This window comes from Nocardioides sp. GCM10028917 (assembly GCF_042666175.1).
Classification (GTDB): domain Bacteria; phylum Actinomycetota; class Actinomycetes; order Propionibacteriales; family Nocardioidaceae; genus Nocardioides.
Map to the genome: position 1 here is coordinate 283,624 of NZ_JBHTFL010000001.1, position 23,765 is coordinate 307,388.

Genomic DNA, 23,765 nt, shown 5'->3' on the forward strand with positions numbered 1-23,765 from the left:
GAAAAGGTGCCTCACTCACCGCTGGACGTCCGAACATGCGCCGAGCGGTGAGTGAGACAGGTTTCCAGGCCGGAAAAGGTGCCTCACTCACCGCTCGGCGGCGGGACAACGAGTCAGAGGTTGCCGCGGGCGTCCTGCTCGCGCTCGATCGCCTCGAAGAGCGCCTTGAAGTTGCCCTTGCCGAAACCGAGGGAGCCGTGGCGCTCGATCAGCTCGAAGAACACGGTGGGTCGGTCTCCGAGGGGCTTGGTGAAGATCTGCAGGAGGTAGCCGTCCTCGTCGCGGTCGACGAGGATGCCGCGCTTCTGCAGCTCCTCGATCGGCACCCGCACCTCCCCGATGCGGGCGCGCAGCTCGGGGTCCTCGTAGTAGGAGTCGGGGGTGTTGAGGAACTCCACGCCGTTGGCGCGCAGGGCGTCGACGCTGGCGAGGATGTCGCCGGTCGCAACGGCGAGGTGCTGGGCGCCGGGGCCGTTGTAGAACTCGAGGTACTCGTCGATCTGCGACTTCTTCTTCGCGATCGCGGGCTCGTTGAGCGGGAACTTCACGCGGTGGTTGCCGTTGGCGACCACCTTCGACATCAGCGCGGAGTAGTCGGTGGCGATGTCGTCACCGATGAACTCGGCCATGTTCACGAAGCCCATCACCTTGTTGTAGAAGGTGACCCACTCGTCCATCCGACCGAGCTCGACGTTGCCGACGATGTGGTCGAGCGCCTGGAACAGGCGCTTGGGCTCGCCATCCCTCTTCTGCCAGCGCGGCTGGACGGGCACGTAGCCGGGGAGGTAGGGACCGGCGTACGTCTCGCCGTCGACGGTGCGCTGCACCAGCGTGTGGCGGGTCTCGCCGTAGGTCGCGATGGCGGCGACGCGGACCTTGCCGTGCTCGTCGGCCACGGTCTCCGGCTCGACGAGGACGGTCGCGCCGGCCTTGCGGGCCTGCGCGATGCACTGGTCGACGTCGGGGACCTCGAGGGCGATGTCGACGACACCGTCGCCGTGCCGGGCGTGGTGGGCGATGAGGTCGCTGTCGGGCGCGACGGCGCCGCTCACCACGAACTTGATGGAGCCGGACTTGAGGACGTACGACTTGTGGTCGCGGTTGCCGTTCTCAGGGCCGGAGTAGGCGATGAGCTCCATCCCCCACGCCGAGGCGTAGTAGTGGGCTGCCTGGGTCGCGTTGCCGACCACGAAGCAGATCGCGTCCCACCCGGTCACGGGGAACGGGTCGGCGTCGGCGTCGTACTCCACGAGGCCGACGAGCTGGCGCAGCTGCTCGAGCGACAGGTCGGCCTTCATCTCGTCCACGGTCAGTGCGCCACCGGTCGAGGCGATGTCAGTCGTCATGAGGCGAACCCTGCCCAGTTGCGGCAACGTGTGCAACAGTACGTCGAAACGTCGGACAAGTTGCACAGCCGAGGGGCACTCATGGACGTGATCGACGGCAGGTTGATCGATCTGTTCGCCAGCGAGCCGCGGCTCGGCGTGCTCGAGGCGAGCCGGCGGCTCGGCATCGCCCGCGGGACCGTGCAGGCGCGGCTGGACAAGCTCGCCGCGGCCGGGGTGATCACGGGCTGGGGGCCGGACCTCTCCCCCGAGGCGATCGGCTACCCCGTGACGGCGTTCCTGACCCTGGAGATCCGGCAGGGCTCCGCCGACCGCGGCGGCCACGACGCCGTCGCCGCCCACCTCGCCGGCATCCCCGAGGTGCTCGAGGCCTACACGATCACCGGCGCCGGCGACATGTGGGCACGCGTCGTCGCGCGCTCGAACGCCGACCTCCAGCGGGTGATCGACCTGGTGCTGACCGAGCCCGGCATCGACCGCTCGACGACCGTCATCGCGCTGGCGACGCAGATCCCCTACCGCGTCGTGCCACTGGCGCGCGCGGCCACCCGACTTGACCACGTTTGACTGATTGTGGCGATGCCCCGGGGGCGGGGTCGACCTAGCGTCGAGAGGTCGTACGACATCTCGGTCACACTCATCCCCCCGTTAGGAGTGTCATGTCTCGAACACCTCTTGTCGCGGCCGCCCTGGTCTCCATGGCCGCCCTCCTCGTCACGAGCCAGCCGTCATCGGCTGCTCCCGATCCCGCACCGGTGAGCGGTGCGATCTTCACGTCCGACTCCAGCGGCGAGCCGGTCAACCTCAACCACTACGCCAGCAAGGAGGACGTCTACCTCAACGGCGGTCCGGGCATCAACGCACCCGACGACGCAGCGGGTCTGCCCGACGGCACCTACTACTTCCAGGTCACCGACCCGAGCGGCAGGACGCTCCTGTCCACGGACCCGATCGAGTGCCGCCAGTTCACCGTGGTCGGCGGCGTCATCCAGGACGCCACGGGCACCTGTCCGCACGTGACGGGCGAGGACGGGGAGGACGGCGGCGCGACAGTACAGCTGTTCCCCTACAACAACACGCCCAACAACGGTGGCGTCTACAAGGTGTGGGTCACGCCGATCGGGTCCTACGACTGCGATACCGCGGGCAACAAGCACTGCTTCGTGCCGAGGCAGAGCAAGACCGACAACTTCAAGGTCCTCGAGGACGCGACGGTCGAGATCGACGCCCGCTTCTGGAAGAACGGCGTCGCCCAGCTCGGCATGGCGGCCTACTGGACCGACACCAACGGCGCGTCCAACGTGAAGTACTCCGAGTACGCCCCGGAGCTGCTCGCCTTCCGCGAGGCGCACATCGAGGCCGTCGAGCCGGGCACCCACGTGGTGACGGTGGGCGACCAGGACGGGTGCACGATCAGCAAGGTGCGCGGCGCCCGCGGCGAGAACGTCCGGGCCGGCAAGGACGGCCTCTACCGGGTGGCGGTCGACGTGGCGGTCTGGCGGGCCGGCGCCGACGTGACCTACCGCGTGGAGGTCACCTGCCGGTGACACGTGGCGGGCGGGGGTGCGTCGCCCCCGCCCGTCTCACCTGAGCCGCTCGGCGACGGCCGCCGCGGCGGCGATCACCTGGGGTGCCACGACGTCCTCGTCGATGGCGCCGTCGAGCGTCACGACGCCGACACTGGCGCGCAGTCCGTCGACGCCCCGCACGGGCGCGGCGAGGCCGCGGGCGCCGGTCTGCAGCTCCCCGCTCGTGACGGCGTACGCCGCCTCGTCCCGCTCCACCAGCCCGATGGCCTTCCCGGCCGCGCCCTGCGTCAGCGGGTGGCGGGCGCCGACCCGGTAGGAGACGTGGAAGTCGGTCCACGACGGCTCGACGACGGCGAGCGCGAGCGCCTCCTCACCGTCGGCCACGGTGAGGTGGGCGGTCGAGCCGAGCGACTCCGCGAGCCCCCGCAGCACCGGCATCGCGAGGTCGCGCAGCAGGGGCTGCACGCCGCTGGCCAGGTGCAGCACGCCGAGCCCGACGAAGAGCCGGGAGCGCGCGTCGCGGCGGACCAGCCCGTGCTGCTCGAGGGTGCTGATCAGCCGGTAGACGACCGTGCGGTTGACCTCGAGGCGGTTCGAGAGCTCGGTGACCGTCAGGCCCTCGGGGCTCTCGGCCAGCACGCGCAGGACGCGCAGGCCGCGGTCGAGCGTCTGCGAGGTCTCGGTGGGCACACGCCCACTATGGCAGCGGATCCAGGCTCAGGAGGTCTTGCGCACGGCCCACTCGCGGATCCGGTTGATCCGCTCGTGCAGCTGCTCGGCGTTGGCGACGGCCGCCGGCGGCCCGCCGCACTCCTTGCGGAGCGCGTTGTGGGTGATGCCGTGGGCCTGACCGGTCCGGTGGTGCCAGGCCGCGACGAGGCCGTTGAGCTCGCGCCGGAGCACGCCGAGCTGCTGGTGCGTGCTGAGCTCCTGCACCGAGTCGACGATGCGGTCGCCCCCACCATCGGCCTTCTGCTTGCGGGCGCGCTCGCTCTGCCGCGAGTGCAGCAGCTCACGCACCTGGTCGGGCTCGAGCAGGCCCGGGATGCCGAGGAAGTCCATCTCCTCCTCCGAGCCGGCCATCACCTCGCCGGAGTGGCCGAACTGCGCACCCTCGTAGAGCACGTGGTCGAAGGACGCGGTCGAGCCGAGCGCCTCCCATGACATCTCGAGCTCGCCGGACGCGGCGTCCTCGGCGTTGGCCGCGGCGAGCAGACCCTCCTCGGCGGCGAAGATGTCGTCCTCGTCGTTGACCCGGCGGCCCAGCACGTGGTCACGCTGCGCCTCCATGTCGGAGGCGAACTCGAGCAGGTGCGGCACCGAGGGCAGGAACACCGACGCGGTCTCGCCGCGCGACCGGGCGCGCACGAAGCGGCCCACGGCCTGCGCGAAGAACAGCGGCGTCGACACCGTGGTCGCCCACACCCCGACGGCCAGGCGCGGCACGTCGACACCCTCGGACACCATCCGGACCGCGACCATCCAGCGCTGCTCGGAGTGGGTGAACTTCTCGATCTTCTTCGAGGAGCCCTTCTCGTCCGACAGCACCACGGTCGGCGTCTCGCCGCTGATCTTCTTCAGCAGCGCCGCGTAGGCGCGGGCGGTCTCCTGGTCGCCGGCGATGACCAGGCCACCGGCGTCGGGCACGTGGCGGCGTACCTCCGAGAGCCGCCGGTCGGCCGCCTCCAGCACCGCGGGGATCCACGACCCGCGGGGGTCGAGGGCCGTACGCAGCGCCTGCGCGTGCATGTCCTTCGTCAGCGGCTCGCCAAGCCGGGCGACGACCTCGTCACCGGCGCGCGTGCGCCACTGCATCTCGCCGGAGTAGGCCATGAAGAGCACCGGCCGCACGACGTGGTCGGCTAGCGCGTGGGCGTAGCCGTAGGTGAAGTCGGCCGACGAGGTCGGGATGCCGTCGTCGCCGGGTGCGTAGCTGACGAACGGGATCGGGTTGATGTCGGAGCGGAACGGCGTCCCCGTCAGCGCGAGCCGGCGGGTGGCCGGGTCGAACGACTCACGGACCCCCTCGCCCCACGACAGCGCGTCGCCGGCGTGGTGGATCTCGTCGAGGATCACCAGCGTCTTGAAGCGCTCGGTGCGGATCCGCATCGCGAGCGGGTTGACCGCGACACCGGCGTAGGTGACCGCGATGCCGACGTAGTCGTCGGAGGTGCGGCCCTTGCCCGCGGAGTAGGTCGGGTCGATCGGGATGCCGGCTCGGGCCGCGGCCTCCGCCCACTGGGTCTTGAGGTGCTCGGTGGGTGCCACCACCGTGATCCGGTCGACGATGCGACGGCTCAGCAGGTCGGCCGCCACGGTCAGCGCGAAGGTGGTCTTCCCGGCGCCGGGGGTCGCCACCGCGAGGAAGTCGCGCGGCTGACGGGACTGGTAGGCGTCCATCGCCGCCTGCTGCCAGGCACGGAGGGAGGGCGCGGTGCCCCAGGCAGCCCTGTCGGGCCACGCGGGAGGCAGCGGCGCGTCGGGCCGCCCCGTCACGCCTCGGGGCCCGAGCCGTCGGAGCCGTCGCCGCCGGACTTGCCCGGGTTCATCGAGTCCCAGATCTCCTTGCACTCCGGGCAGACCGGGTACTTCTCAGGGGACCGTGAGGGCACCCACACCTTGCCGCACAGCGCGATCACGGGGGTGCCCATGACCATCGCCTCGGTGAGCTTGTCCTTCGGCACGTAGTGCGAGAACCGCTCGTGGTCACCCTCGTCCGTCGGGACGGTCTGACGCTCTTCGATCGTCTCGGTGCCCGGCGAGAATCCGATGGTGCTCATGATGGACAACCCTAACGCGAGGACTAGTTCAAGTCGGGATCGACGGGGCGGTTCACGTGCCAGGCGAGCATGCCGGGCTGCCGGCGCATCACGTCGCGCCACAGGCCGCTCGGGTCGTCGCGGAACGCGTCGGCGGCCTCGCTGGTGACGACGTACCAGCTGCCCTCCTCGACCTCGCCGTCGAGCTGGCCCGCGCCCCAGCCGGCGTAACCGGCGAAGACACGCATCGCGCTCAGCGTGCCGTCGACGAGCTCGGTCGGGGTGTCGAGGTCGACCATGCCCAGCAGCCCGGCGACCGGCCGCCACCCGACGGGCGGGTCGCCGGGGTCGCGCAGCGCGCCGACGGCCAGGGCGCCGTCCGTCCCGACCGGCCCGCCGCGGAACAGCACCTCCGGCTCCGCCACCACGTCACGCCACGGCTCGAGGACGTCGGCGACCAGGATCTGGGAGGGCCGGTTGAGGACCACGCCGAGGGCGCCTTCCTCGGTGACGTCGAGCAGCAGCACGACCGTGTCGGCGAAGTTGGGGTCCTGCAGCGCCGGCGTCGCCACCAGCAACATCCCCGAAGCGAGCTGCATGGATCCACTATGGCCGACCCCGCGCCGTGGCACACCACCCGCGCGAGCCGCGGCCGGACCCTCCGAAGCGGACCGGGGCGACGCCGGGGTCACCTAGGCTGCGATCCATGGAGACCCGGCGGCAGCGCTACTCCGAGGCGACCAAGCAGGCGCTCGTCGAGGTGGCCGAGCGTCTCTTCACCGCACACGGCTACTCCGCGACGTCGCTGGACGCCATCGCCGCGGGCGCCGACGTCACCAAGGGCGCGCTCTACCACCACTTCAGCGGCAAGCAGGCGATCTTCGAGGCGGCCTTCGAGCGGGTGCAGTCCAGGGCGACGACGGGGATCGCCGACGCGGCCGCGGGGCACCCGGACCCGTGGGACAAGGCGCAGGCCGGGATGCGGGCCTTCCTGGAGGCGGTCCAGGAGCCGGGCTACCGCCAGGTCGTCGTCTCCGACGGCCCCTCGGTCCTCGGCCACGAGCGCTACCGCGAGCAGGAGGAGCGCTCGACGTACGCCCTCGTCGACGAGATCGTGCGCTCGGTGCTGACCGCCGAGGGAAGAGACCTCGACGACGCCATGCTCGACACGTTCACCCGCATCTTCTTCGGCGCCATGTCGGCTGCGGGAGGCTCGGTCGCCGTCAGCGACGACCCCGCCGCCGCGGCGCTGCGGGTCGAGGCGGCGATCGGCGTCATCCTCGCCGGGCTCCAGCGCCTCCTCGACGAAGGCGCCGGAGCGTTGGCGCCGGGGGCTACTTCGCGAACGTGACGTTGCCGTTGACGGCCGGGACGAGCTCCACCCACACGTGGCCGGCAGGCACCGTGAGGTCGCCGCCCTTGGTGGCGAGCTCGATCGCGCCCGTCAGGCCGTCCTTGGTCCAGGTGCCCTTCACGACGCGGCCGCCGTGGAAGAGCAGCGCGGCGCCCTTGCCCTCGAACTTGGTCTCCGGGACCGGGTAGCCGGCCGGGTCGCGGTAGCCCGCGTCGCCGACGCGGACCCGCAGCACGAGCACCGAGTCGGCCGGGAACTGGTCGCCCTCCGCGGCGTAGGAGTCGGTGTTGACGTAGCCGCCCTGCTGGAACTGCCAGCTGGTCGAGTGGGCACCGAAGTCCGCGGTGAGCGTGCTGGCCTTCGCGCCCTTCGGCAGGTCGGCCTCGTCGCCCCACGGGAGGTAGGGGGGCGGCTCCTCCTCGGCCTTGAGGCGCTTGGAGATGTCACCGAGCCGGGCGAAGAGGTTGTAGGGCGCCGAGCGCGACGTCTCGCGGTAGACGCCGGCCTCGCCCTCGGTGATCCACGGGATGCCGGCGCCCTTGATCCGGTTGATCGTGACCGGGGCCGCGCCGCTGGTCACCACGGTCGCGCCGGGCGGGACGATCCCGATGTCGCTGGCGCGCATCGAGCGGACCGGGCCGATGGCGGCGGGCACCTTCGAGTAGTAGAACGCCGCGAGGCGGGTGTAGCCGCCCTCGACGAGCTCCTCGACGACGAGGTCGGCCGAGCCGAGGCCCACTTGCGGGGCGCTGGAGGACGTGTTGTCGACCTTGGTGACGACGACGGGGTGTCGGGGCGCGTCGCCCTTGCGCTCGAGCCCGGTCAGGGGCCAGTACGTCGGCTCCGGCGGCGCCTCGGTCGTCTCCGAGCTGGTCGGCTCGGAGGAGGCGGACGCGCTCGGGGCCGGGTCGTCGCCGCCGCCGCTGCAGCCGGCGAGGAGCAGCGTGGCCGCCGCGAGGGTGGCGACGATCGCACGGGGCGACGAGAGGTGGCGACGGTGACGCACGGGGGGCTCCGATCGAGCGGGGGTGTCGAGCCGGGGGCTCGGGTTCGGCAGTTCTCTGGAAAGTCTGGGGGCGCGCCCTCACCGATCAGGGAAGGCGCGCCACAGGGTAGATCAGCAGGAAGTACCTACCAATCCGGGCCTGTCACCCGGGTGCGGGCGCCGCTCAGGCGCGGCGCAGGGTCCCGGCGAACCACGCGGACGTCCACGGGACGGCGACGCGTACGCGCTGCCCCGAGCCCGGTGAGTGCACCATCACGGCGTGCCCGCGCGACCAGCGCAGGAAGATCGCGGCGTGGTAGACCCCGCCGCTGCCGTAGAAGAACATCAGGTCGCCGGAGCGCAGGTCCTTCTTGGCGATGCGACGCGCAGCAGCAGCCTGGGCGCTCGAGGTCCGCGGCACGGCGAGCCCGGCCCGGCTGTACGCGTAGCGGATCAGGCCGGAGCAGTCGAAGCTCGCCGGGCCGGCAGCGCCGTACGCGTAGGCGTCACCGCGCTGGGCCATCGCGATGTTGCGCGCGCTGAGCACCCGGTTGGCCACGCGCTTCCTGGCGCTGACCGTCCCGGCCTTCTTCTTCGCCGTGGTGGTGGTCGTGACGGAGGTGTCGCCACCAGTGGCGGCGGTTGCGGGCAGGGCGCTCATCGTCGATGCGGTGAGGCCGAGCCCGGCGAGGGCGAGCGCGGAGGCTCGCACGATGCGAGGGGTCGCAGGCATGGTTGTTCCTTTCCCACGCCTGTGAGGTGAGCTGTCGGGCTAGGGCTGGAAAGTGCCCTGGCACCGCGCTCCCGTCGTGCTGACGAGAGGCGGGCGGCTTCGCCCCGAGCCGGTCGATGACCGGCGGTGGAACCTGTGGGTCCCCCACTCCTGCCCCGGTGTGTCTCGGGGGTCGTCCCGGCCGGGCAGGACTCGGCGTAGCCCGGGACGGTTGGGTCTTTCGACCGCTCACCAAGGTGACAGACGACCCCAAAGCACGCAAAAAGAGGTCACGCCCACGAGCGTCGGACGTGGCCAGGATCACGCCCGACCGCGCTCAGCCGAGCTTGCGGCCGCCGTCGACGTACAGCGTCTGACCGGTGATGAACGACGCCTCGTCGCTGCACAGGAACGCGGCGGCGGCAGCGATGTCCTCGGGCTGCCCGACGCGCCGCACGGGCGTCGCCTCGGCGTTGAGGCGCTGCAGCTCCTCGGGCTCCATCTTGAGGCGGCGCGCGGTGGCGTCGGTCATCTCGGTGGCGATGAAGCCCGGCGCGATGGCGTTGGCGGTGATGCCGAACGGGCCGAGCTCGATGCCGAGCGTGCGGGTGAGGCCCTGGATGCCCATCTTCGCCGCGGAGTAGTTGGCCTGGCCGCGGTTGCCGAGGGCGGAGACGCTCGACAGGTTGAGGATCTTGCCGTACTTCTGCTCCACGAACCGGGCCTGCGCGGCCTTGGTCATGTTGAACACGCCCTTGAGGTGGACGTTCATCACCAGGTCCCAGTCGTCCTCGGTCATCTTGAAGAGCAGGTTGTCGCGGGTGATGCCGGCGTTGTTGACCAGCACGTGGATCCCGCCGAGCTCGTCGACCACCCGCTGCACGGAGGCCTCCGCGGCGGCCGCATCGACGACGTCGCAGCCGATGCCCACCGCCCGGGCGCCGTCGGCAAGCTCGAGACGGCCGGCGGCCTCCTGGGCGGCGGCCTCGTCGAGGTCGAGGACCGCGATGGAGGCGCCCTCGCTCGCGAGGCGCTGCGCGATGCCGAAGCCGATGCCTCGCGCTGCTCCGGTGATGACGGCGACACGGCGGTCGTAGCGACCCATCTCGATGACTCCTCAGGCTCGGTGACGTCTGTCCGTGAGGGTAGTGCGTGGCGTCGCGGGGGGCTCACCCGACTTGTGGAGATCCGGTGCAGACCGCTCGCGCTGCCGCGGCAGGTGCCATACCGTTCCACGCATGGGACGGGGGTACTTCCGCGGCGCGATCGGCGTCGCCGTCGCCATGGCGGTGACCACGTGGGTGGTCGCAGCCGCCTACGACCTGCCCGTGCGCGACCCCGACGGCGTCTCGGTCCCGACGTGGGTGCGGCTCCCGGTGATCGTGCTGGCCGCCGTGCTCCTCGACGTCGTCGCGCGGTGGGCGGCGTACACCCGCACGACACCGCGTCCCGGCGCCTGGGCGGCGCTGCGCTCGGTGGTCCGCGCCCGGTGGACGCGGGAGCAGCTGTGGTTCACCCTGAGCGGGCTGGTGGCGTGGTACGTCGCCTACGTCGCGTTCCGCAACCTCAAGGGCTACCTGCCGTTCGTCAACGAGCGCCTCTGGGACACCGAGCTGCACCGGCTCGACCGCCTGCTGTGGCTGGGCCACGACCCGGCCGTCGTCCTCCACCACGTGCTCGGCACCGGCTGGGTCGCGTGGCTGCTGTCCGGGGTCTACGTGCTGTGGATCGGGTTGGTGCCGGCGGCCCTGGCGATCGCGCTGGTGTGGACCCGGCGCTCCATCACCGGCGCGCTCTACGTCACGGCCGTGTCCTTCAACTGGCTGCTCGGCGCGGCCGTCTACTACCTCGTCCCGTCCCTCGGGCCGATCTACTCGCGCCCGCAGGAGTTCGCCGACCTGCCCCACACGTTCAACACCTCGGTGCAGGACCTGCTGCTTGACGACCGCGTCGCCGTGCTGGCCGACGCCTGGGACACCCGCGCCGTGCAGACCGTCGCCGCCTTCGCGTCGCTGCACGTGGCCATCACGGTCACCACCTGCCTGGTGGCCGAGCTGCTCCGGCTCCCCCGCTGGGTGCGCCTGTCCGGCTGGGCCTTCGCCGCGCTGACCTGCCTGTCCACCGTCTACCTCGGGTGGCACTTCTTCGTCGACGTCCTCGGCGGGTTCGCCGTCGGCACGCTGTCCCTGGTGCTCGCCGCCTGGACGACCGGCCACCCGCTCCGGCGCCGCGACCGGACGTGGTCGCTCGGCGAGGCCCGAGCCCGCGAGGCGGAGCAGGTCCGCTCCTGACCGGTCAGCCGGTCGCGAGGGTGTCCCGGAGCCGCTCGGCGTACGCCGCCGCCTCGCCGTCGCCGTACTTCGTGCGCGGCCAGAAGAAGCCGCGCAGGCCGTCGCCCTTGGTGCGCGGGACCACGTGGAGGTGGAGGTGCGGGACGGACTGGCTGACCGTGTTGTTGATGGCCACGAACGAGCCTTGTGCGCCGAGCGCGTCCTTGACCGCCGTCGCGAGCCGCTGGGCCGCCGCCAGGAACCCGTCGCGCTGCGCCGCGGGGAGGTCCGGGAGCGTCTCGAGGTGGGTGCGCGGCACGAGCAGGACGTGTCCCTTGAACACCGGCCGGGTGTCGAGGAACGCCACCAGGTCGTCGGTCTCCAGCACGAGGTGCCCGGGCACCTCGCCCGCGATGATCTGGCAGAACACGCATCCGTCCACGTCAGGGATGGTGCCACGGGGCACCGACCGTCGGGGTGGGGCGCGACGCCCCGCGCCGTGCCTAGCCTCGACGGGGTGCAGACGTTCCTCCCCTACCCGGACTTCGAGGCGTCGGCGCGCGCGCTCGACCAGAAGCGGCTCGGGAAGCAGCGGGTCGAGACCATCCAGGTGGTCCGCGCCCTGACGGTCGCGGGCTACGGCTGGGCCAACCACCCGGCAGCGCTCATGTGGAAGGGCTACGAGGAGGCGCTCGGCCGCTACGGCTTCGTGTGCTGCGAGGTGTGGCTCGAGCTCGGGTTCGGGGACACGTGCGCCGCCACGATCGCGGCGGACCTCGCCGCAGCAGGGGTGACGACCGTGCGCACGCAGGCGGAGCTCGCGGGCGCCGGCGGCCTGCCGCCGTGGCTGGGCGACGCCGACCTGCACCGCAGCCACCGGTCCGCGCTGGTGCGCAAGGACCCCGACTTCTACCGCCCGCGCTTCCCCGACGCACCCGACGACCTCCCCTACGTGTGGCCCGTCCGCTCCCCCGCCGTGGTCGAGGCCGAGCGGCGCCGGGCGGAGAACGCCGTACGACGCGAGCAGCGCGCTGCCGAGCGCCTGCTGGAGGAGGCCGAACGTGCCCGCCGCCGGCGTAGCCGCGCCGCGAAGAAGGGGTGGCAGACGCGGCGCGGGTCGTAGCCTGCGCGTGGGGAACCAGGTGCAGCCGCGAGCCCCCGATCGGCCTGCGCCCCGTTCCCCAGCGGCGGTTCTCGGGGCGTCGACCCGTACTTCACCTGACGGGAGGAAACTTCGCCCGTTCCACCCACGCGCGGGCCCCTTCGGTGTGAACCTTCGGTGTCAGCACCACCGACTTCCGTGGGGGAACACATGCACCACCAGCTCGTCCGCGCGCTCGCGCTCGCCATCGTCGCCCTGGGCCTCGGCCTCTCGGCGCCGGCGCCTGCCTCTGCCGTCATCGACCGCGACTGCGGCGACTTCGCCAGCCAGGCCGCTGCGCAGAACTTCTTCCTGGGCACCGGCAGCGGCGACCCGCACCGCCTCGACGACGACGGCGACGGCGTCGCGTGCGAGTCCAACCCGTGCCCGTGCATCGGCCGCGGCAACACCGCCCCGCAGCCGCTCGCCGACACCGGGAGCACCCAGACCCACGCCGAGCAGGGGCCCCGGACCTACCGCGAGACCGGCAACGTCGTCCGTGTCGTCGACGGCGACACGCTCCACGTCCGCCTGCGCGGCGGGGCGCAGGTCTCCGTGCGCATGCTCGGGATCGACACCCCCGAGCGGGGCCGCTGCGGCGCGGACGACGCCACCGCCAACCTCCGCAGGCTCGCCCCGGTCGGCTCAACCGTCCACCTCGTGTCCGACCGCACCCAGGCCGCGAAGGACCGCTACGGCCGACTGCTGCGCTACGTGCAGCGCCAGGGCGGGTACGGCGACCTCTCGTTCCGCCAGGCCTGGGACGGCTTCACCCGGCCCTACGTCTTCGGCGGCACGCCCGTCACCCGGCACCGCGAGTACGTGCGCGCCATCCACCACGCCCGCGACCACGCGCGGGGTGCGTGGCACGGCTGCTGGTGACGACGCCCTGAGCCTCCTTGGCGCTAGCGTCGGGCCATGATCCTGCCGGCCGTGCGTGACCCGCGCCTGGTCACCGTCAGGCGCGGCGGCTCGCTGACCGACGAGGACCACCACCGGCTCGCGCTGTGGGCAGCCGCGTGCGCCGAGCACGTGCTCGGGGTCTTCGAGGCCGCCCGGCCCGACGACCGCCGGCCGCGTGAGGCGATCGCGGCCGCGCGTGCCTGGACGCGCGGCGAGCTGGCGATGATGCAGACCCGCGCGCTCGGCGGGCACGCCATGGGTGCGGCTCGCGACCTGCGGGGGGCACCACGCTTCGCGGCGTACGCCGCCGGGCAGGGCGCGGTGGTCGCCCACGTCGCCGAGCACGACCTGGGGGCAGCGGCGTACGCCATCAAGGCCGCCGTGGCGGCCGCCCCGGCGGGGCACGAGGAGGAGGCGCGCCGCGACGAGTGCCGGTGGCAGCGCGACCGCCTCCCTGACGAGGTGCGCGACCTGGTGCTCGAGGACCAGCGCCGGCGCAACGCGATCTGCTGGGACGTCTTCGACGTTTAGGCTGCCCCGGTGCGCATCGTCTCGCTGATCCCCTCCGCCACGGAGATCCTGTTCGCGATCGGGGCGGGTGACGACGTCGTGGGTGTCACGTTCGAGTGCGACCACCCGCCGGCCGCCCGCGAGCGGCGCGTGGTCTCGACGTCGGCGATGCCGGAGGGGCTCGGGCCGAAGGAGATCGACGACTTCGTCGCCGCGGCGCTCGCGGCGGGCGAGGACCTCTACCGCCTCGACGCCGACGCGCTCGCCGAGCTCGACGCCGACCTGGTCGTCACCCAGGACCTCTGCGCCGTCTGCGCGGTGGACGTCGGCACCGTCGACGAGGCGCTCGGCTTCCTCGGGTGCCGCGCGGAGGTGGCGACGGTCGACCCGCACACCCTCGACGACGTGCTGGCGTCGATCACCGAGCTCGGGCGAAGGACGGGCCGCGACGAGCAGGCGACCGTGCTGGTGACCGAGCTCGAGGCACGCCTCTCGTCCGTCGCCGAACGCGTCGCGGGCCTCGACCGGCCCCGCGTTCTGGTGCTCGAGTGGACCGACCCGCCCTTCGCGCCCGGGCACTGGATCCCGGAGATGGTCACCCGCGCCGGCGGCGAGCCCACCCTGGGCGTCGCGGGCACGAGGTCGAGCCGCATCACCTGGGACGACGCCGTCGCCTCCGAGCCGGACGTCGTGGTCTGCGCGCCGTGCGGCTTCGACCTCGAGGGAGGGGTCACGCTCGCGAAGGAGGTGCGCGACCGGTTCCCCGGCGTGCCGGTGTGGGCCGTCGACGCCGACGGGCACTTCGCACGCCCGGGTCCGCGACTCGTCGACGGCGTCGAGGCGCTCGCCGGGATCCTGCACCCTCGGTCGGTCGCCCCGTCGGCGCACGCTCGCTCGGTCTGACGGCAGTCGTCAGCCGCCCTCCGGACGCACCAGCACGTCGAACCGTCGTCCGTCGCGTCGTGCGGCGAACGACCCGACCCGCTCGAAGCCGAGCGACTCGACGGTGCGACGCGCACGCACGTTGAACGACGCCACCGTCACCCGGAACGCCGGCGGCGCGTACGTGGCGCGGCCGAACGCGAGCCCGGCCCTGATCACCGCACGCCCGAGACCCTGCCCCGTGAGCGAGGGCCGCAGCCCGCCGCCGGTGTCGAGCGCCGCGTCGTCGTAGTCCCACCCCGGCACCTGCCCGTCCGGTCCGAACGACCGGAAGCCGATGAGGCGCTCCCCCGCCAGCACCGCGTGGAAGCCGAGCGCCGGGTCGAGCAGCTCGTCGGGATCGGCTCCGGTGAGGTCGTAGACGTCGTACGGCGGCTCGTAGCGCCAGGTGGCCAGGTCCTCGGCGTGCGCCCGCGTGAGCGCGGCGATGCGGATCGCGGCGGGGTCGATGAGGTCACCCATCCCGACCCCCGGCGACCCGGAACACCGGCCAGCCGATCTCGGTGCGCCAGCGGCTCGGGTCGACGGTGTCCCGCGGGCCGACGAGGTAGGTCTCCCGGATCGGCCCGGCCACCGCGAGCGCGTTGCCCACCACCCACGCGCCCACCTCGCCGTAGGTGACCTCGATGTCGTCGTGGCTCCCGACATGGGTGGCGACCGCCAGCTCGACCGGCGGCAGCACGACGGGATGCACCCGCCCGGCCCGCGGGGCCTCGGGCGTCGGCACGTGCACCAGCACGTGGCCGCGGCCGACCTCGAAGAGGGCGTTGTCGTACACCCCACCCGGCGCCCCGGCCGGCTCGCGGACCATCGCGTCCAGCTCGGCCATCGCTCCGGCGTACCAGCCCAGGACCTCGTCCTGCGCCACGTCGCCCTCGACCGCCGCGACCTCGGTCGCCGGGACCGACCGGAGCTCGACGTGGACGGGGGCGGGCTCGGGTGCAAGCAGCCGGCGCAGAGACGCCACGGCAGCGCGCGTGCGGTCCAGCTCCGACTCGAGGCGGTGCAGGTGCTCGGCGACGAGACGTGCGCGTGTGTCGGGGTCGGACGAGGACACGATGCGTCGGACCTCGGGCAGCGGGACGTCGAGCTCTCGGAGCCGGTGGATGACCTGGGCGGTCGGGATCTGGTCGACGCTGTAGTAGCGGTAGCCGCTGGCGGGGTCGACGGTGGCCGGCACCAGCAGGTCCGCGTCGTGGTAGCGGCGCAGCGTGCGCACGCTCAGGTGGGTCAGTCGCGAGAACTCGCCGATCGCCAGCATGCGCGCAGTGTGCACCCTCCCCCTGCGGGAGGGTCCAGTGCTTGACCCTCCCGCGGGTGTACGCCACAGCGTGGTGGTCATGACCACGACAGATGTGACACCCAGCCAGCTCCCCGCCACCATCCGCACCTTCCTCGTCGACCACGCCGCCCGCGACGCGGACGCCGCCGCCCGGGCCTTCGCCCCCACCGCCGTCGTCCGGGACCAGGGCGAGACGTTCCGCGGCGCCACCGAGGTGCTCGCCTTCCTGCGCCACCAGGGCGGGGAGTTCACCTACACCACCGAGCTGCTCGGCGGTCGGCGGATCGACGAGACCCACTGGGTCGCCGTCAACCACCTGGAGGGCGACTTCCCCGGCGGCGTCGTCGACCTCGACTACCGCTTCACCCTCGCCGACGGCCTCATCACCGAGCTGGAGATCGGCGGCTGATCGGGTCGTTCCTGTACGTTCAGAGCGTCATCGACCGGAGGAGCGACCCGTGATCGAGCTGGCCAAGGGGCAGGAGCTCACCCTCACCACCGAGGACGGGTCGAGCCTGACCACCGTGCAGATGGCCGTCGGCTGGGACCACTCCCCCACGGCCGGGTTCATCGGCAGCGGAGCACCGCCGATCGACCTCGACGCCTCGGCCGTGCAGTTCGCCGGCGACCAGTTCTTCGACCTGGCGTTCTTCAACCACCTCGCCACCCGGGACGGCTCCGTGGTGCACCTCGGCGACAACACCACCGGCAAGGGTGAGGGTGACGACGAGGTCATCACCGTGGACCTGGGTCGCGTCTACCCTCGGGTGGACGCGATCCTGTTCATGGTCAGCAGCTACCAGGGCCACTCACTGGAGTTCATCCGCAACGCCTACTGCCGTCTCGTTGACCACGACGGCACCGAGCTCGCCCGCTTCACCCTCACGCTCGGGGTCCGCGAGACGGGGCTCGTCATGGCGAAGCTGTTCCGCGACGGACCGGTCTGGAAGCTCCGTACGATCGGCACCGGCATCGCGTTGAAGACGCCGACGGACTCGATCGAGGCGCTCGTGCCCTTCCTCCTCTGACGGCGGGGTGACGGCGGGGTCCTCAGCCGGCCTCTGGGCTCGCCGCCCACCGGCCGGAGGGATGGGACATCCAGTCGTAGACCACCGAGGTGCGCAGCACCAGGTCCTGGAGCGAGCGACGGTCGCGGTCGATCGCGCACCAGAGCAGACCCACGGGGAAGACGGCGCACGCCACTGCCCGTACGAACGCGCGGGCCAGCCCCAGCTCGACGCCGCTCCTGCTCGTCACCCGGACCCCCCAGACGTGGTCGCCGATGCTGCGACCCGCCATCCACCAGGCCACCGTCAGGTACAGCACCAGGTAGCCGAAGAAGGTCATCACGATCCACAGGAGCGAGGGGTCGGGCATGCGGAACTCCCGCGGCTCGAGCACGAACCGGACTGCCGCCCAGGCGGCGTAGGTGCCGGCCACGGAGACCGCCACCAGGAGGACGTCGACGATGCCGGCTGCCAGACGCGTGACGACTCCGGCACTGGCGCCCTGGTAGGACCGCGCCTCCCGGGGGACGCCCAGCATCTCCGGCTCGTTCACAGCGGGTCCGCGGGAGCGACGCGCCTGCGACGGCGACGGAACAGGTGGTTCTCGACACTCCGGCTGATGGCCTCGTCAGCCGAGATCCCCGTCATTCGCGCACCCCGGATCGTCTCCGACGTGATGGAGCCGGTCGAGTCACGGATGATGGCGGGCAGGTCGATGGCGGCGATCACCTCCTCGACCATCGCGACCAGGTCGATCCGGCCGATCACCGCGTCGACGTCGAGCCTGCCGGCGATCGCATCGATGTCGACACCGCCCACGGCGGCATCGAGGTCGACACCGGCGACTGCTGCATCGAGGTCGATCCGCGTCACGATCGCGTCCAGGTCGACGCGGTCGACGACCGCCTCGATGTCCACCGCCCGCACGACGTCGTCGAGGTCGACGTGGCGGATGACCAGCCCGGTCAGGTCGAGGCGGGAGACGATGAGCTCCACGATGGCGGGCGTCCAGTGGTCGAGCAGCGCCTGCGCCGCTCGTACCATCTCGGCCCGGCGAGCCGCACCGAGGAGGGCCGCGTCGTCGAGCAGCGAGGCCGGCTGCCAGCGCTCGGGGACGAAGCTCGGGCGCCAGATCATCCTCCGGTGCAGCAGGGGAAGGTCCACGACCGCGCGACCCACCGCGACCCCGGTGCCGACGACCACACCGGCCATGCCGAGGGCGACGTCGAGGACCAGTTGCGGCTGAGGCCGGACGGCCGGCACGACAGGCACTCGTGGCGCCTGCACCAGGGGTGTCATCCCCTCAGCCTGCTTCGGCGTCGCCGAACCCGCCTCACCCGTGCGGGATGAGCGGCACCAGCGTCGGCCGGGGACGACGAAAGACCTCCCTGCCGGACTCGCGTGGCAGGGAGGTCTCATCGTTGATGGGGCTTGGCGTGGAGCTGCGGGGAATCGAACCCCGGTCCTCGAGCGTCGATCCAGGTCTTCTCCGGGTGCAGTCAGTGTTGTCGCTTTTCTCGGCCCCGGCGCTCGCACAGACACGTCGCCGACAGGCCCAGTCAGGATTGAGTCCCGGTCACCCCTCCTGACAGAGAGTGACCAGCAAGTCTCCTAGATGAGGCCTGGATCCGGGACGGAGACGGGTGCCCGGTCAGACCCTTCGATCACTGCTCAGGCAGCGAGAGCGAAGTCGTTGCGATTGGTGTTGGCAACTATGGTTTTCCAGCGGTCGTTTACGAGATGACGCTGGCTTCTCGACCCGCTTCCCCTGGAACTAACGTCCCAAGTCGAAACCGATCAGCCCCTCTTGTGTTGTCAAGCAGGCCCGAGCCCACGGCCCGAGTCTACTGGTCGCAACCGACGAGGGGCGAACGCTATTCCCTCGGACGCAGCGGCTCGGAGTGCCACACGTCGTCGTCGAGGCGCCACAGCTGACGGTCGTTGCCCACGGCCAGGTCGGCAGGGACGTCGTGGTCGAAGTCGAGCCCGGCCTCTCGGACGGCCTCGGTGTACGCGGTCCAGGCACCGGCGTGCCTGGCCCTGGCGTCGGCCTTCTCCGGGTCGGTGGCCCCGACGTGATGGACCACGCCGCCGTGCGGCACCTCCCAGTCGGGGGGTACGTCGCTGCCGTCGGGGGCGATCCCGAAGAGGCGCTCGTCCGTCATCCGGTGGGCGGCCCGCACCAGGAGCGTGCCGTCCTCGCGCCACCGGAACCGGACCGACCAGCCGTGCCCCTTGAGGTGCCCGTCGCGGTGCGCGGCGACGGCGTCGTCGGGCAGGAAGAGCCCCCAGGTGGCGAAGTGGTCGGCGAACGCCCGCTGCTGGGGCGTCGGTCCCGCAGCGCGCTCGTCCGTCTCGTCGGCATCGCCCTCTCCGGGCGGGGCGGGCGCGGCATGCAGGCGTACGCGCGTGATGCGGCGGCCGTCGACCCCGACGACCTCGAGGCGCCGGTCCTCGACCACCACCGAGTCACCGACCTCGCCCAACCGCGCGAGGCGGTGGAGCACGTAGCCGGCGACCGTCTCGTAGGGCCCGTCATCCAGCGCGACACCGGTCCGCTCGCCGAACTCCTCGATCGTCAGCCCGGCGTCGACCGTCGTCGGGTCCATCGACGCGGCGATCTCGGCGTCGGTGTCGTACTCGTCGTGGATCTCGCCGACGAGCTCCTCCATGAGGTCCTCGAGGGTGACGATGCCGTCGGTGCCGCCGTACTCGTCGACCACCAGGGCGATGTGCGCTCCGAGGCTGCGCAGCTGGTCGATGGAGGGCAGGACCCGGTTGGTGCGCGGCAGCACCGGCAGCTCGCGGGCGAGGTCGGCCACGGTGGTCGAGCTGTCGTCCGCGCGGCCGAGCACGTCGCGGAGGTGGAGGTAGCCGAGCACCTCGTCGAACGACGTGCCGGTCACCGGGTACCGGGTGTAGGGCTGGTCGACGATGACGGCCACGGCCTCGGCGAGGGAGAGGTCACCGCGCAGGAACACGACGTCGCCCCGCGGCTTCATCACCTCGCTGAGCGAGCGGTCACCGGCCTCGAAGACGTCGTCGACGAGCCGCCGCTCGCCCTCGGGGATGTCCTCGTGGCCCGAGATCATCATCCGCAGCTCCTCCTCGTCGACCTCGTCGCCGGCGGCGTCGGGGTTGCCGCCGAGGAGGCGGACGAGCAGGTTGGTCGAGAGCGACAGCAACCAGATGACCGGCGTCATCACGGTGGCGAACCTCCCGAGCGGCGGCGCGAACAGCTTGGCGACCCCCACCGATCGCTGCAGCGCGAGCCGCTTGGGCACGAGCTCACCGAGGACCAGCGACAGGTACGACACGACGAGGGTGGTCACGACCAGCGACACCGTGTCGGGCGCCGGGACGCCGAGGCCCTCGAATACGGGCGCGAAGGACGGCGCGAGCGTCGAGGCACCGAAGGCGGCGGAGAAGAAGCCCGCCACGGTGACGCCGATCTGCACGGCCGAGAGGAACCGGTTGGGGTCACGGGCGAGGGACGCCACCGCGTGCCCGCGGCCCCCCTGGGTGTCGAGGCGCTCGACCTGGCCGGAGCGCAGGGAGACCAGGGCGATCTCGGTCGCGGCGAACACGCCGCCCACGAGGATGAACGCGAGCACGAGCAGGACGTCGATCCACGTACCGGCTTCCACGGCCACAACCTAGCCCGGGGCCGCCCGTCGACGCCGTCGCAGCAGGCGGGAGATGGGTGGCCCGGGCTCAGCGAGCGGCCACCAGCGCGGCGCCGACCGCGGCGACCGGGTAGTGCAGCGGAACCATGCTGAGCCGGTCGGCGAGGCCGAGCGACGCGAGGAAGGGCGACCCCTCCCCCAGCGAGCGCAGCTGTCGGACCACCTGCTCGCGCAGCGGTTCGCCGACCTCGGCCACACCGCCGCCCAGCACGATGCGCTCCGGATCGATCGTCAGGCCGAGGGCGCGGACCGCGCTGGCCACGCCCCAGCAGAAGCGGTCGCGCACGGCCACGGCCGCGGGGTCTCCGGCGGCGGCGGCGGCGAAGAGCGCCGCGGCGGGCGGTCCGTCGGGTGTGGGCCAGGCCCGCGCGAGGGCCCGCCCCGACGCGATGGTCTCCAGGCAGCCGGTCTGGCCGCAGCCGCAGGCCTCGCCCGCGGGGTCGACCGGCAGGTGGCCGATCTCGCCGGCCGCGCCGTGCTCGCCGCGACGCAGCCGGCCGTCGACGACCAGCCCGGCTGCCAGCCCCGTGCCGACGCTGAGGTAGACCACGTCGTCGGCCTCGACCAGCGCGCAGGCGGCGAGCGCGGCGGCGTTCACGTCGTTCTCCACGACCACCGGCACGCCGAGGCGCTCCGCCAGCAGGTCGCGCAGCGGCAGGTCGTCGCCGTTGACGCCGAGATTGACCGCGTGCCGCAGCACCCCGCGCTCGCTGTCGACCAGTCCCGGTACGCCGACACCGACGCCGCACTCCAGGCGGCCGCCGCTCTCCCGGGCGAGGGCCTCGAACACCCGCGCCGCGGTCGCGACCACCCCGTCGGCGCCGGAGCGGGTGGACTCCCTGACCTGGGCGAGGACCGTGCCGCCCTGGCCGAGCACGACGCCGTGCGTCTTGGTGCCTCCGATGTCGAGGCCGACGCTCCGCGCGCCCGATCTTGCGGCGGTCACCGCGTCCACCCGGCCCCGCGCAGCAGCTGCGTCACCGCGGCGACGCCCGGCGCGGACGAGCCCCGCGTGCTGATGGTGGTGAGCCCGACGTCGCGCGTCGATGGCCAGCCCCACTCGACGACGACCGCCGGCCGGCCCTCCTCCGCGAGTGCGCGCAGGAAGGCCAGCACCTCGGGTTGTCGGCCCGCGTCGCGCACCTGCACGACGAGGGGTACGCCGTCGGGGACCGCGCCCGGCAGCCCGTCCGCCAGCGAAACCGGGTCGAGGCGGTGGTCCGGCGGGAGGCCCCACGCGACGTCGCCGACCGCGATGTTGGCCACGGTGTCGACGCTGACGACGGCGGCGCCGGCGAGGTGGGGCAGGTCGCCGTCGACCCGCGTCGCCGAGGCGGCCGCACCGGCCTGTCGTGACGCGTCGGGCAGCTCCGGCTGGGTCGCGGTCGCCGGCACGCCCATCGCGGCGACGCGACGGGCGGCGTCCGCGAGCCGGTCGTGCGTCAGACGGCCGTCACCGACGGCAGCCACGATCGCGTCGCGGACCTCGAGCACCAGCGCGGCGGGCTTGTCGGGGCCCAGGCAGAGGAGGTCGCACCCGGCGGCGAGGGCCTGCACGGCCGCCTCCGGGATGCCGAGCGCGGCGGACGCCCCGGCCATGTCGAGCGCGTCGCTGACGACCACGCCGTCGAAGCCGAGCACCTCGCGCAGCATGCCGAGGACGAGCGGGCTCAGGGTCGCCGGACGGTCGGGATCGATCGCCGGCACGACGATGTGCGACGTCATCACGGCGGCGGTGCCCGCCTCGACCGCGGCGTCGAAGGGCACCAGCTCGCGGACCGCGAGGGTGTCCGCGTCGATGTCGATGCGGGGCAGGTCGAGGTGGCTGTCGGTGGAGGTGTCGCCGTGGCCGGGGAAGTGCTTGGCGCACGCCGCGACACCGGTCGACTGGAGTCCGCGCGTCCAGGCCGCGACGTGCGCGGCGACCTGCTCGGGGTCCACGCCGAAACTGCGGGTGCCGATCACGGGGTTGCCGGGGTCGCTGTTGACGTCGGCGTCCGGGGCGAGGTCGAGGGTGACGCCCACCGACGCGAGCTCGTGGCCCACCCAGCGGCCGACGGACTCGGTGAGCTCCAGGTCGGCGGCGCCACCGAGGGCCGCGGCACCGAGCACGGGGCTCGGCTCGCGGGTGTGCAGCCGGCTGACGTCGCCGCCCTCCTCGTCCACCGCGACCACGGCGGCGGGGTTGGCGCCGCGGATCTCGGCGCTGAGGGCGGCCAGGGCGGCGGGGCCGTCGGCGGTGTTGCTGCCGAAGTAGCAGACGCCGCCGAGGCCCTGCACGAGCAGCGCCCGGTAGGCGTCGGGCAGCGTCGTGCCCGCGAAGCCGGGCAGCAGCACGCGCAGCGCCAGGGTGCCGAGATCATCGGTGCGACCCTCGATGGACTCGGGGTCCCCGCGGCGTTGTTCGGGGGAGCGCAGCGGAGGAGAAGAACGTCGTGGGGTGTTTTTCATCCCTTCACGGCTCCCGAGGTGAGGCCGCTGACCATCCGGCCCTGAACGACGAGGAAGAAGATGATGACGGGCACGGCGATGAGCGTGGAGCCGGCCATGATCCCGCCCCAGTCGGTGCCGCGGTTGACGTCGGTGAAGGTGGACAGCCACAGCGGCAGCGTCCGCTGGTCCTCACGCGTCATCACCACGAGCGCGAGGGTGAACTCGTTCCACGCCTGGATGAAGCCGAAGACGCCGGTCGCGACCAGGCCGGGGGCGAGCAGCGGCAGCGTCACGCGGAAGAACGCCTGCACGCGCGAGCACCCGTCCATCATCGCGGCCTCCTCCAGCTCGTACGGCACTCCCGCGACGAAGCCGCGCAGGGTCCAGATCGTGAAGGGCAGCACGCCGGCGACGTAGACCAGCGTGAGCCCGACGACGGTGTTGAGCAGGTCCATCGTCTCCAGCATCTTGTACTGGCTGATGAACAGCCCCTCCACCGGGATCATCTGGATGACCAGCAGGGTGATGATGAACGACAGCCGACCGCGGAACCGGAACCGGCTCACCGCCACGGCAGCGACGAACGCGAAGAGCAGCGCGACGGTGATCGTCAGGCCGGTGACCATGAGGCTGACCTGGAGCGCGTCGAGGAACTGGTCGGTGCGGAAGACCGTGCGGTAGTTGTCGAGGTCGCCGCCGAAGGGCACCCAGGTAGGGGTCGGGCTGCGGATCTCGTTGCGCGCGAGGAACGAGCTGTTGACCATCCAGTAGACGGGGAAGGCCGAGACGAGGAACGCGAGGACACCGAGCGTGTTGGCGGTGACGCGCAGGGCTCGGCGGGTCGGCCGGCTCATCGGGGGCCCCCGCGGCGTTGTTCGCCGGAGGAGCGCAGCGGAGGAGTCGAAG

27 protein-coding genes, 1 other RNA gene and 1 riboswitch are annotated in these 23,765 nt (G+C 72.4%); of the genes, 10 read left to right on the forward strand and 18 right to left on the reverse strand.

The window, feature by feature from the left end:
- Positions 1–113 precede the first annotated feature (113 nt).
- Entirely contained in the window at positions 114–1,346 is a 1,233-nt protein-coding gene (gene hppD / locus ACFQW6_RS01340) for a 4-hydroxyphenylpyruvate dioxygenase (protein WP_378540386.1), read from the reverse strand.
- An 81-nt stretch (positions 1,347–1,427) separates the two neighbouring features.
- On the opposite strand from hppD, the gene ACFQW6_RS01345 reads away from it, so the two are divergent.
- A complete protein-coding gene (locus tag ACFQW6_RS01345) occupies positions 1,428–1,913 on the forward strand; it encodes an Lrp/AsnC family transcriptional regulator (RefSeq protein WP_378540387.1) in 486 nt (161 codons plus the stop codon).
- Positions 1,914–2,005: 92 nt separating this feature from the next.
- Entirely contained in the window at positions 2,006–2,893 is an 888-nt protein-coding gene (locus ACFQW6_RS01350; RefSeq protein ID WP_378540388.1) for a hypothetical protein, read from the forward strand.
- Between the two features lie 36 nt (positions 2,894–2,929).
- On the opposite strand, the gene ACFQW6_RS01355 is transcribed toward ACFQW6_RS01350, so the two are convergent.
- The 4 genes from ACFQW6_RS01355 to ACFQW6_RS01370 form a co-directional block, all read right to left on the reverse strand.
- Complete coding sequence (locus tag ACFQW6_RS01355) at positions 2,930–3,565, reverse strand: IclR family transcriptional regulator (RefSeq protein ID WP_378540389.1); 636 nt, start codon at positions 3,563–3,565, stop codon at positions 2,930–2,932.
- 27 nt (positions 3,566–3,592) lie between these two features.
- Entirely contained in the window at positions 3,593–5,275 is a 1,683-nt protein-coding gene (locus tag ACFQW6_RS01360; RefSeq protein WP_378540390.1) for a DEAD/DEAH box helicase, read from the reverse strand.
- Positions 5,276–5,367: 92 nt separating this feature from the next.
- Complete coding sequence (locus ACFQW6_RS01365; RefSeq protein WP_378540391.1) at positions 5,368–5,655, reverse strand: DUF3039 domain-containing protein; 288 nt, start codon at positions 5,653–5,655, stop codon at positions 5,368–5,370.
- Positions 5,656–5,678: 23 nt separating this feature from the next.
- Complete coding sequence (locus ACFQW6_RS01370) at positions 5,679–6,233, reverse strand: YqgE/AlgH family protein (RefSeq protein WP_378540392.1); 555 nt, start codon at positions 6,231–6,233, stop codon at positions 5,679–5,681.
- 107 nt (positions 6,234–6,340) lie between these two features.
- On the opposite strand from ACFQW6_RS01370, the gene ACFQW6_RS01375 reads away from it, so the two are divergent.
- Positions 6,341–6,985: a TetR/AcrR family transcriptional regulator gene (locus ACFQW6_RS01375; protein WP_378540393.1), complete on the forward strand. Its 645-nt coding sequence runs from the start codon at positions 6,341–6,343 to the stop codon at positions 6,983–6,985.
- Here the strand turns inward: ACFQW6_RS01375 and ACFQW6_RS01380 are convergent.
- From ACFQW6_RS01380 to ACFQW6_RS01390, 3 genes are all read right to left on the reverse strand, one after another.
- Positions 6,969–7,994 carry a DUF3048 domain-containing protein gene (locus tag ACFQW6_RS01380; RefSeq protein WP_378540394.1) on the reverse strand — a complete coding sequence of 342 codons (1,026 nt, stop codon included), beginning with the start codon at positions 7,992–7,994 and terminating at the stop codon, positions 6,969–6,971. The genes ACFQW6_RS01375 and ACFQW6_RS01380 overlap by 17 nt on opposite strands.
- A gap of 163 nt (positions 7,995–8,157) precedes the next feature.
- Complete coding sequence (locus tag ACFQW6_RS01385) at positions 8,158–8,706, reverse strand: C40 family peptidase (RefSeq protein ID WP_378540395.1); 549 nt, start codon at positions 8,704–8,706, stop codon at positions 8,158–8,160.
- A 3-nt stretch (positions 8,707–8,709) separates the two neighbouring features.
- A riboswitch (cyclic di-AMP (ydaO/yuaA leader) is annotated at positions 8,710–8,914 on the reverse strand.
- A gap of 108 nt (positions 8,915–9,022) precedes the next feature.
- Complete coding sequence (locus tag ACFQW6_RS01390) at positions 9,023–9,790, reverse strand: SDR family NAD(P)-dependent oxidoreductase (RefSeq protein WP_378540396.1); 768 nt, start codon at positions 9,788–9,790, stop codon at positions 9,023–9,025.
- 133 nt (positions 9,791–9,923) lie between these two features.
- Between ACFQW6_RS01390 and ACFQW6_RS01395 the strand changes: the two genes are divergently transcribed.
- Positions 9,924–10,976: a phosphatase PAP2 family protein gene (locus ACFQW6_RS01395; protein ID WP_378540397.1), complete on the forward strand. Its 1,053-nt coding sequence runs from the start codon at positions 9,924–9,926 to the stop codon at positions 10,974–10,976.
- A 4-nt stretch (positions 10,977–10,980) separates the two neighbouring features.
- Here the strand turns inward: ACFQW6_RS01395 and ACFQW6_RS01400 are convergent, their stop codons facing one another.
- The gene (locus ACFQW6_RS01400) at positions 10,981–11,397 is read right to left on the reverse strand and encodes an HIT family protein (protein WP_378540398.1); all 417 of its coding nucleotides are present in this window, start codon (positions 11,395–11,397) and stop codon (positions 10,981–10,983) included.
- 75 nt (positions 11,398–11,472) lie between these two features.
- On the opposite strand from ACFQW6_RS01400, the gene ACFQW6_RS01405 reads away from it, so the two are divergent.
- The 4 genes from ACFQW6_RS01405 to ACFQW6_RS01420 all read left to right on the forward strand — a co-directional run bounded on the left by ACFQW6_RS01405 (position 11,473) and on the right by ACFQW6_RS01420 (position 14,412).
- Complete coding sequence (locus ACFQW6_RS01405; protein WP_378540399.1) at positions 11,473–12,078, forward strand: MSMEG_6728 family protein; 606 nt, start codon at positions 11,473–11,475, stop codon at positions 12,076–12,078.
- A gap of 189 nt (positions 12,079–12,267) precedes the next feature.
- Entirely contained in the window at positions 12,268–12,978 is a 711-nt protein-coding gene (locus tag ACFQW6_RS01410) for an excalibur calcium-binding domain-containing protein (protein ID WP_378540400.1), read from the forward strand.
- A gap of 36 nt (positions 12,979–13,014) precedes the next feature.
- Entirely contained in the window at positions 13,015–13,530 is a 516-nt protein-coding gene (locus ACFQW6_RS01415; RefSeq protein WP_378540401.1) for a putative immunity protein, read from the forward strand.
- Between the two features lie 9 nt (positions 13,531–13,539).
- Positions 13,540–14,412, forward strand: coding sequence for a cobalamin-binding protein (locus ACFQW6_RS01420; RefSeq protein WP_378540402.1), 873 nt, complete (start codon positions 13,540–13,542; stop codon positions 14,410–14,412).
- Between the two features lie 9 nt (positions 14,413–14,421).
- On the opposite strand, the gene ACFQW6_RS01425 is transcribed toward ACFQW6_RS01420, so the two are convergent.
- Positions 14,422–14,913 (reverse strand): GNAT family N-acetyltransferase, encoded by a 492-nt coding sequence (locus ACFQW6_RS01425; protein ID WP_378540403.1) that lies wholly within the window; start codon positions 14,911–14,913, stop codon positions 14,422–14,424.
- Positions 14,906–15,712 (reverse strand): MerR family transcriptional regulator, encoded by an 807-nt coding sequence (locus tag ACFQW6_RS01430; protein ID WP_378540404.1) that lies wholly within the window; start codon positions 15,710–15,712, stop codon positions 14,906–14,908. The genes ACFQW6_RS01425 and ACFQW6_RS01430 overlap by 8 nt, the downstream gene beginning before the upstream one ends.
- Before the next feature lie 79 nt (positions 15,713–15,791).
- On the opposite strand from ACFQW6_RS01430, the gene ACFQW6_RS01435 reads away from it, so the two are divergent.
- Together ACFQW6_RS01435 and ACFQW6_RS01440 are read left to right on the forward strand one after the other, a co-directional pair.
- Entirely contained in the window at positions 15,792–16,142 is a 351-nt protein-coding gene (locus ACFQW6_RS01435; protein WP_378540405.1) for a nuclear transport factor 2 family protein, read from the forward strand.
- A gap of 49 nt (positions 16,143–16,191) precedes the next feature.
- A complete protein-coding gene (locus ACFQW6_RS01440) occupies positions 16,192–16,761 on the forward strand; it encodes a TerD family protein (protein ID WP_378540406.1) in 570 nt (189 codons plus the stop codon).
- A 22-nt stretch (positions 16,762–16,783) separates the two neighbouring features.
- On the opposite strand, the gene ACFQW6_RS01445 is transcribed toward ACFQW6_RS01440, so the two are convergent.
- From ACFQW6_RS01445 to ACFQW6_RS01475, 7 genes are all read right to left on the reverse strand, one after another.
- Positions 16,784–17,278 carry an RDD family protein gene (locus ACFQW6_RS01445; RefSeq protein WP_378540407.1) on the reverse strand — a complete coding sequence of 165 codons (495 nt, stop codon included), beginning with the start codon at positions 17,276–17,278 and terminating at the stop codon, positions 16,784–16,786.
- Positions 17,279–17,289: 11 nt separating this feature from the next.
- Complete coding sequence (locus ACFQW6_RS01450; protein WP_378540408.1) at positions 17,290–18,039, reverse strand: hypothetical protein; 750 nt, start codon at positions 18,037–18,039, stop codon at positions 17,290–17,292.
- Between the two features lie 135 nt (positions 18,040–18,174).
- Positions 18,175–18,545: a transfer-messenger RNA gene (gene ssrA, locus ACFQW6_RS01455) on the reverse strand.
- A gap of 69 nt (positions 18,546–18,614) precedes the next feature.
- Complete coding sequence (locus ACFQW6_RS01460) at positions 18,615–20,387, reverse strand: hemolysin family protein (protein WP_378540409.1); 1,773 nt, start codon at positions 20,385–20,387, stop codon at positions 18,615–18,617.
- 67 nt (positions 20,388–20,454) lie between these two features.
- A complete protein-coding gene (locus tag ACFQW6_RS01465) occupies positions 20,455–21,372 on the reverse strand; it encodes an ROK family protein (RefSeq protein ID WP_378540410.1) in 918 nt (305 codons plus the stop codon).
- Complete coding sequence (locus ACFQW6_RS01470; RefSeq protein ID WP_378540411.1) at positions 21,369–22,877, reverse strand: glycoside hydrolase family 3 protein; 1,509 nt, start codon at positions 22,875–22,877, stop codon at positions 21,369–21,371. The genes ACFQW6_RS01465 and ACFQW6_RS01470 overlap by 4 nt, the downstream gene beginning before the upstream one ends.
- Complete coding sequence (locus ACFQW6_RS01475) at positions 22,874–23,713, reverse strand: carbohydrate ABC transporter permease (RefSeq protein WP_378540412.1); 840 nt, start codon at positions 23,711–23,713, stop codon at positions 22,874–22,876. Before ACFQW6_RS01475 ends, ACFQW6_RS01470 begins: the two co-directional genes overlap by 4 nt.
- Between the last annotated feature and the right edge of the window lie 52 nt (positions 23,714–23,765).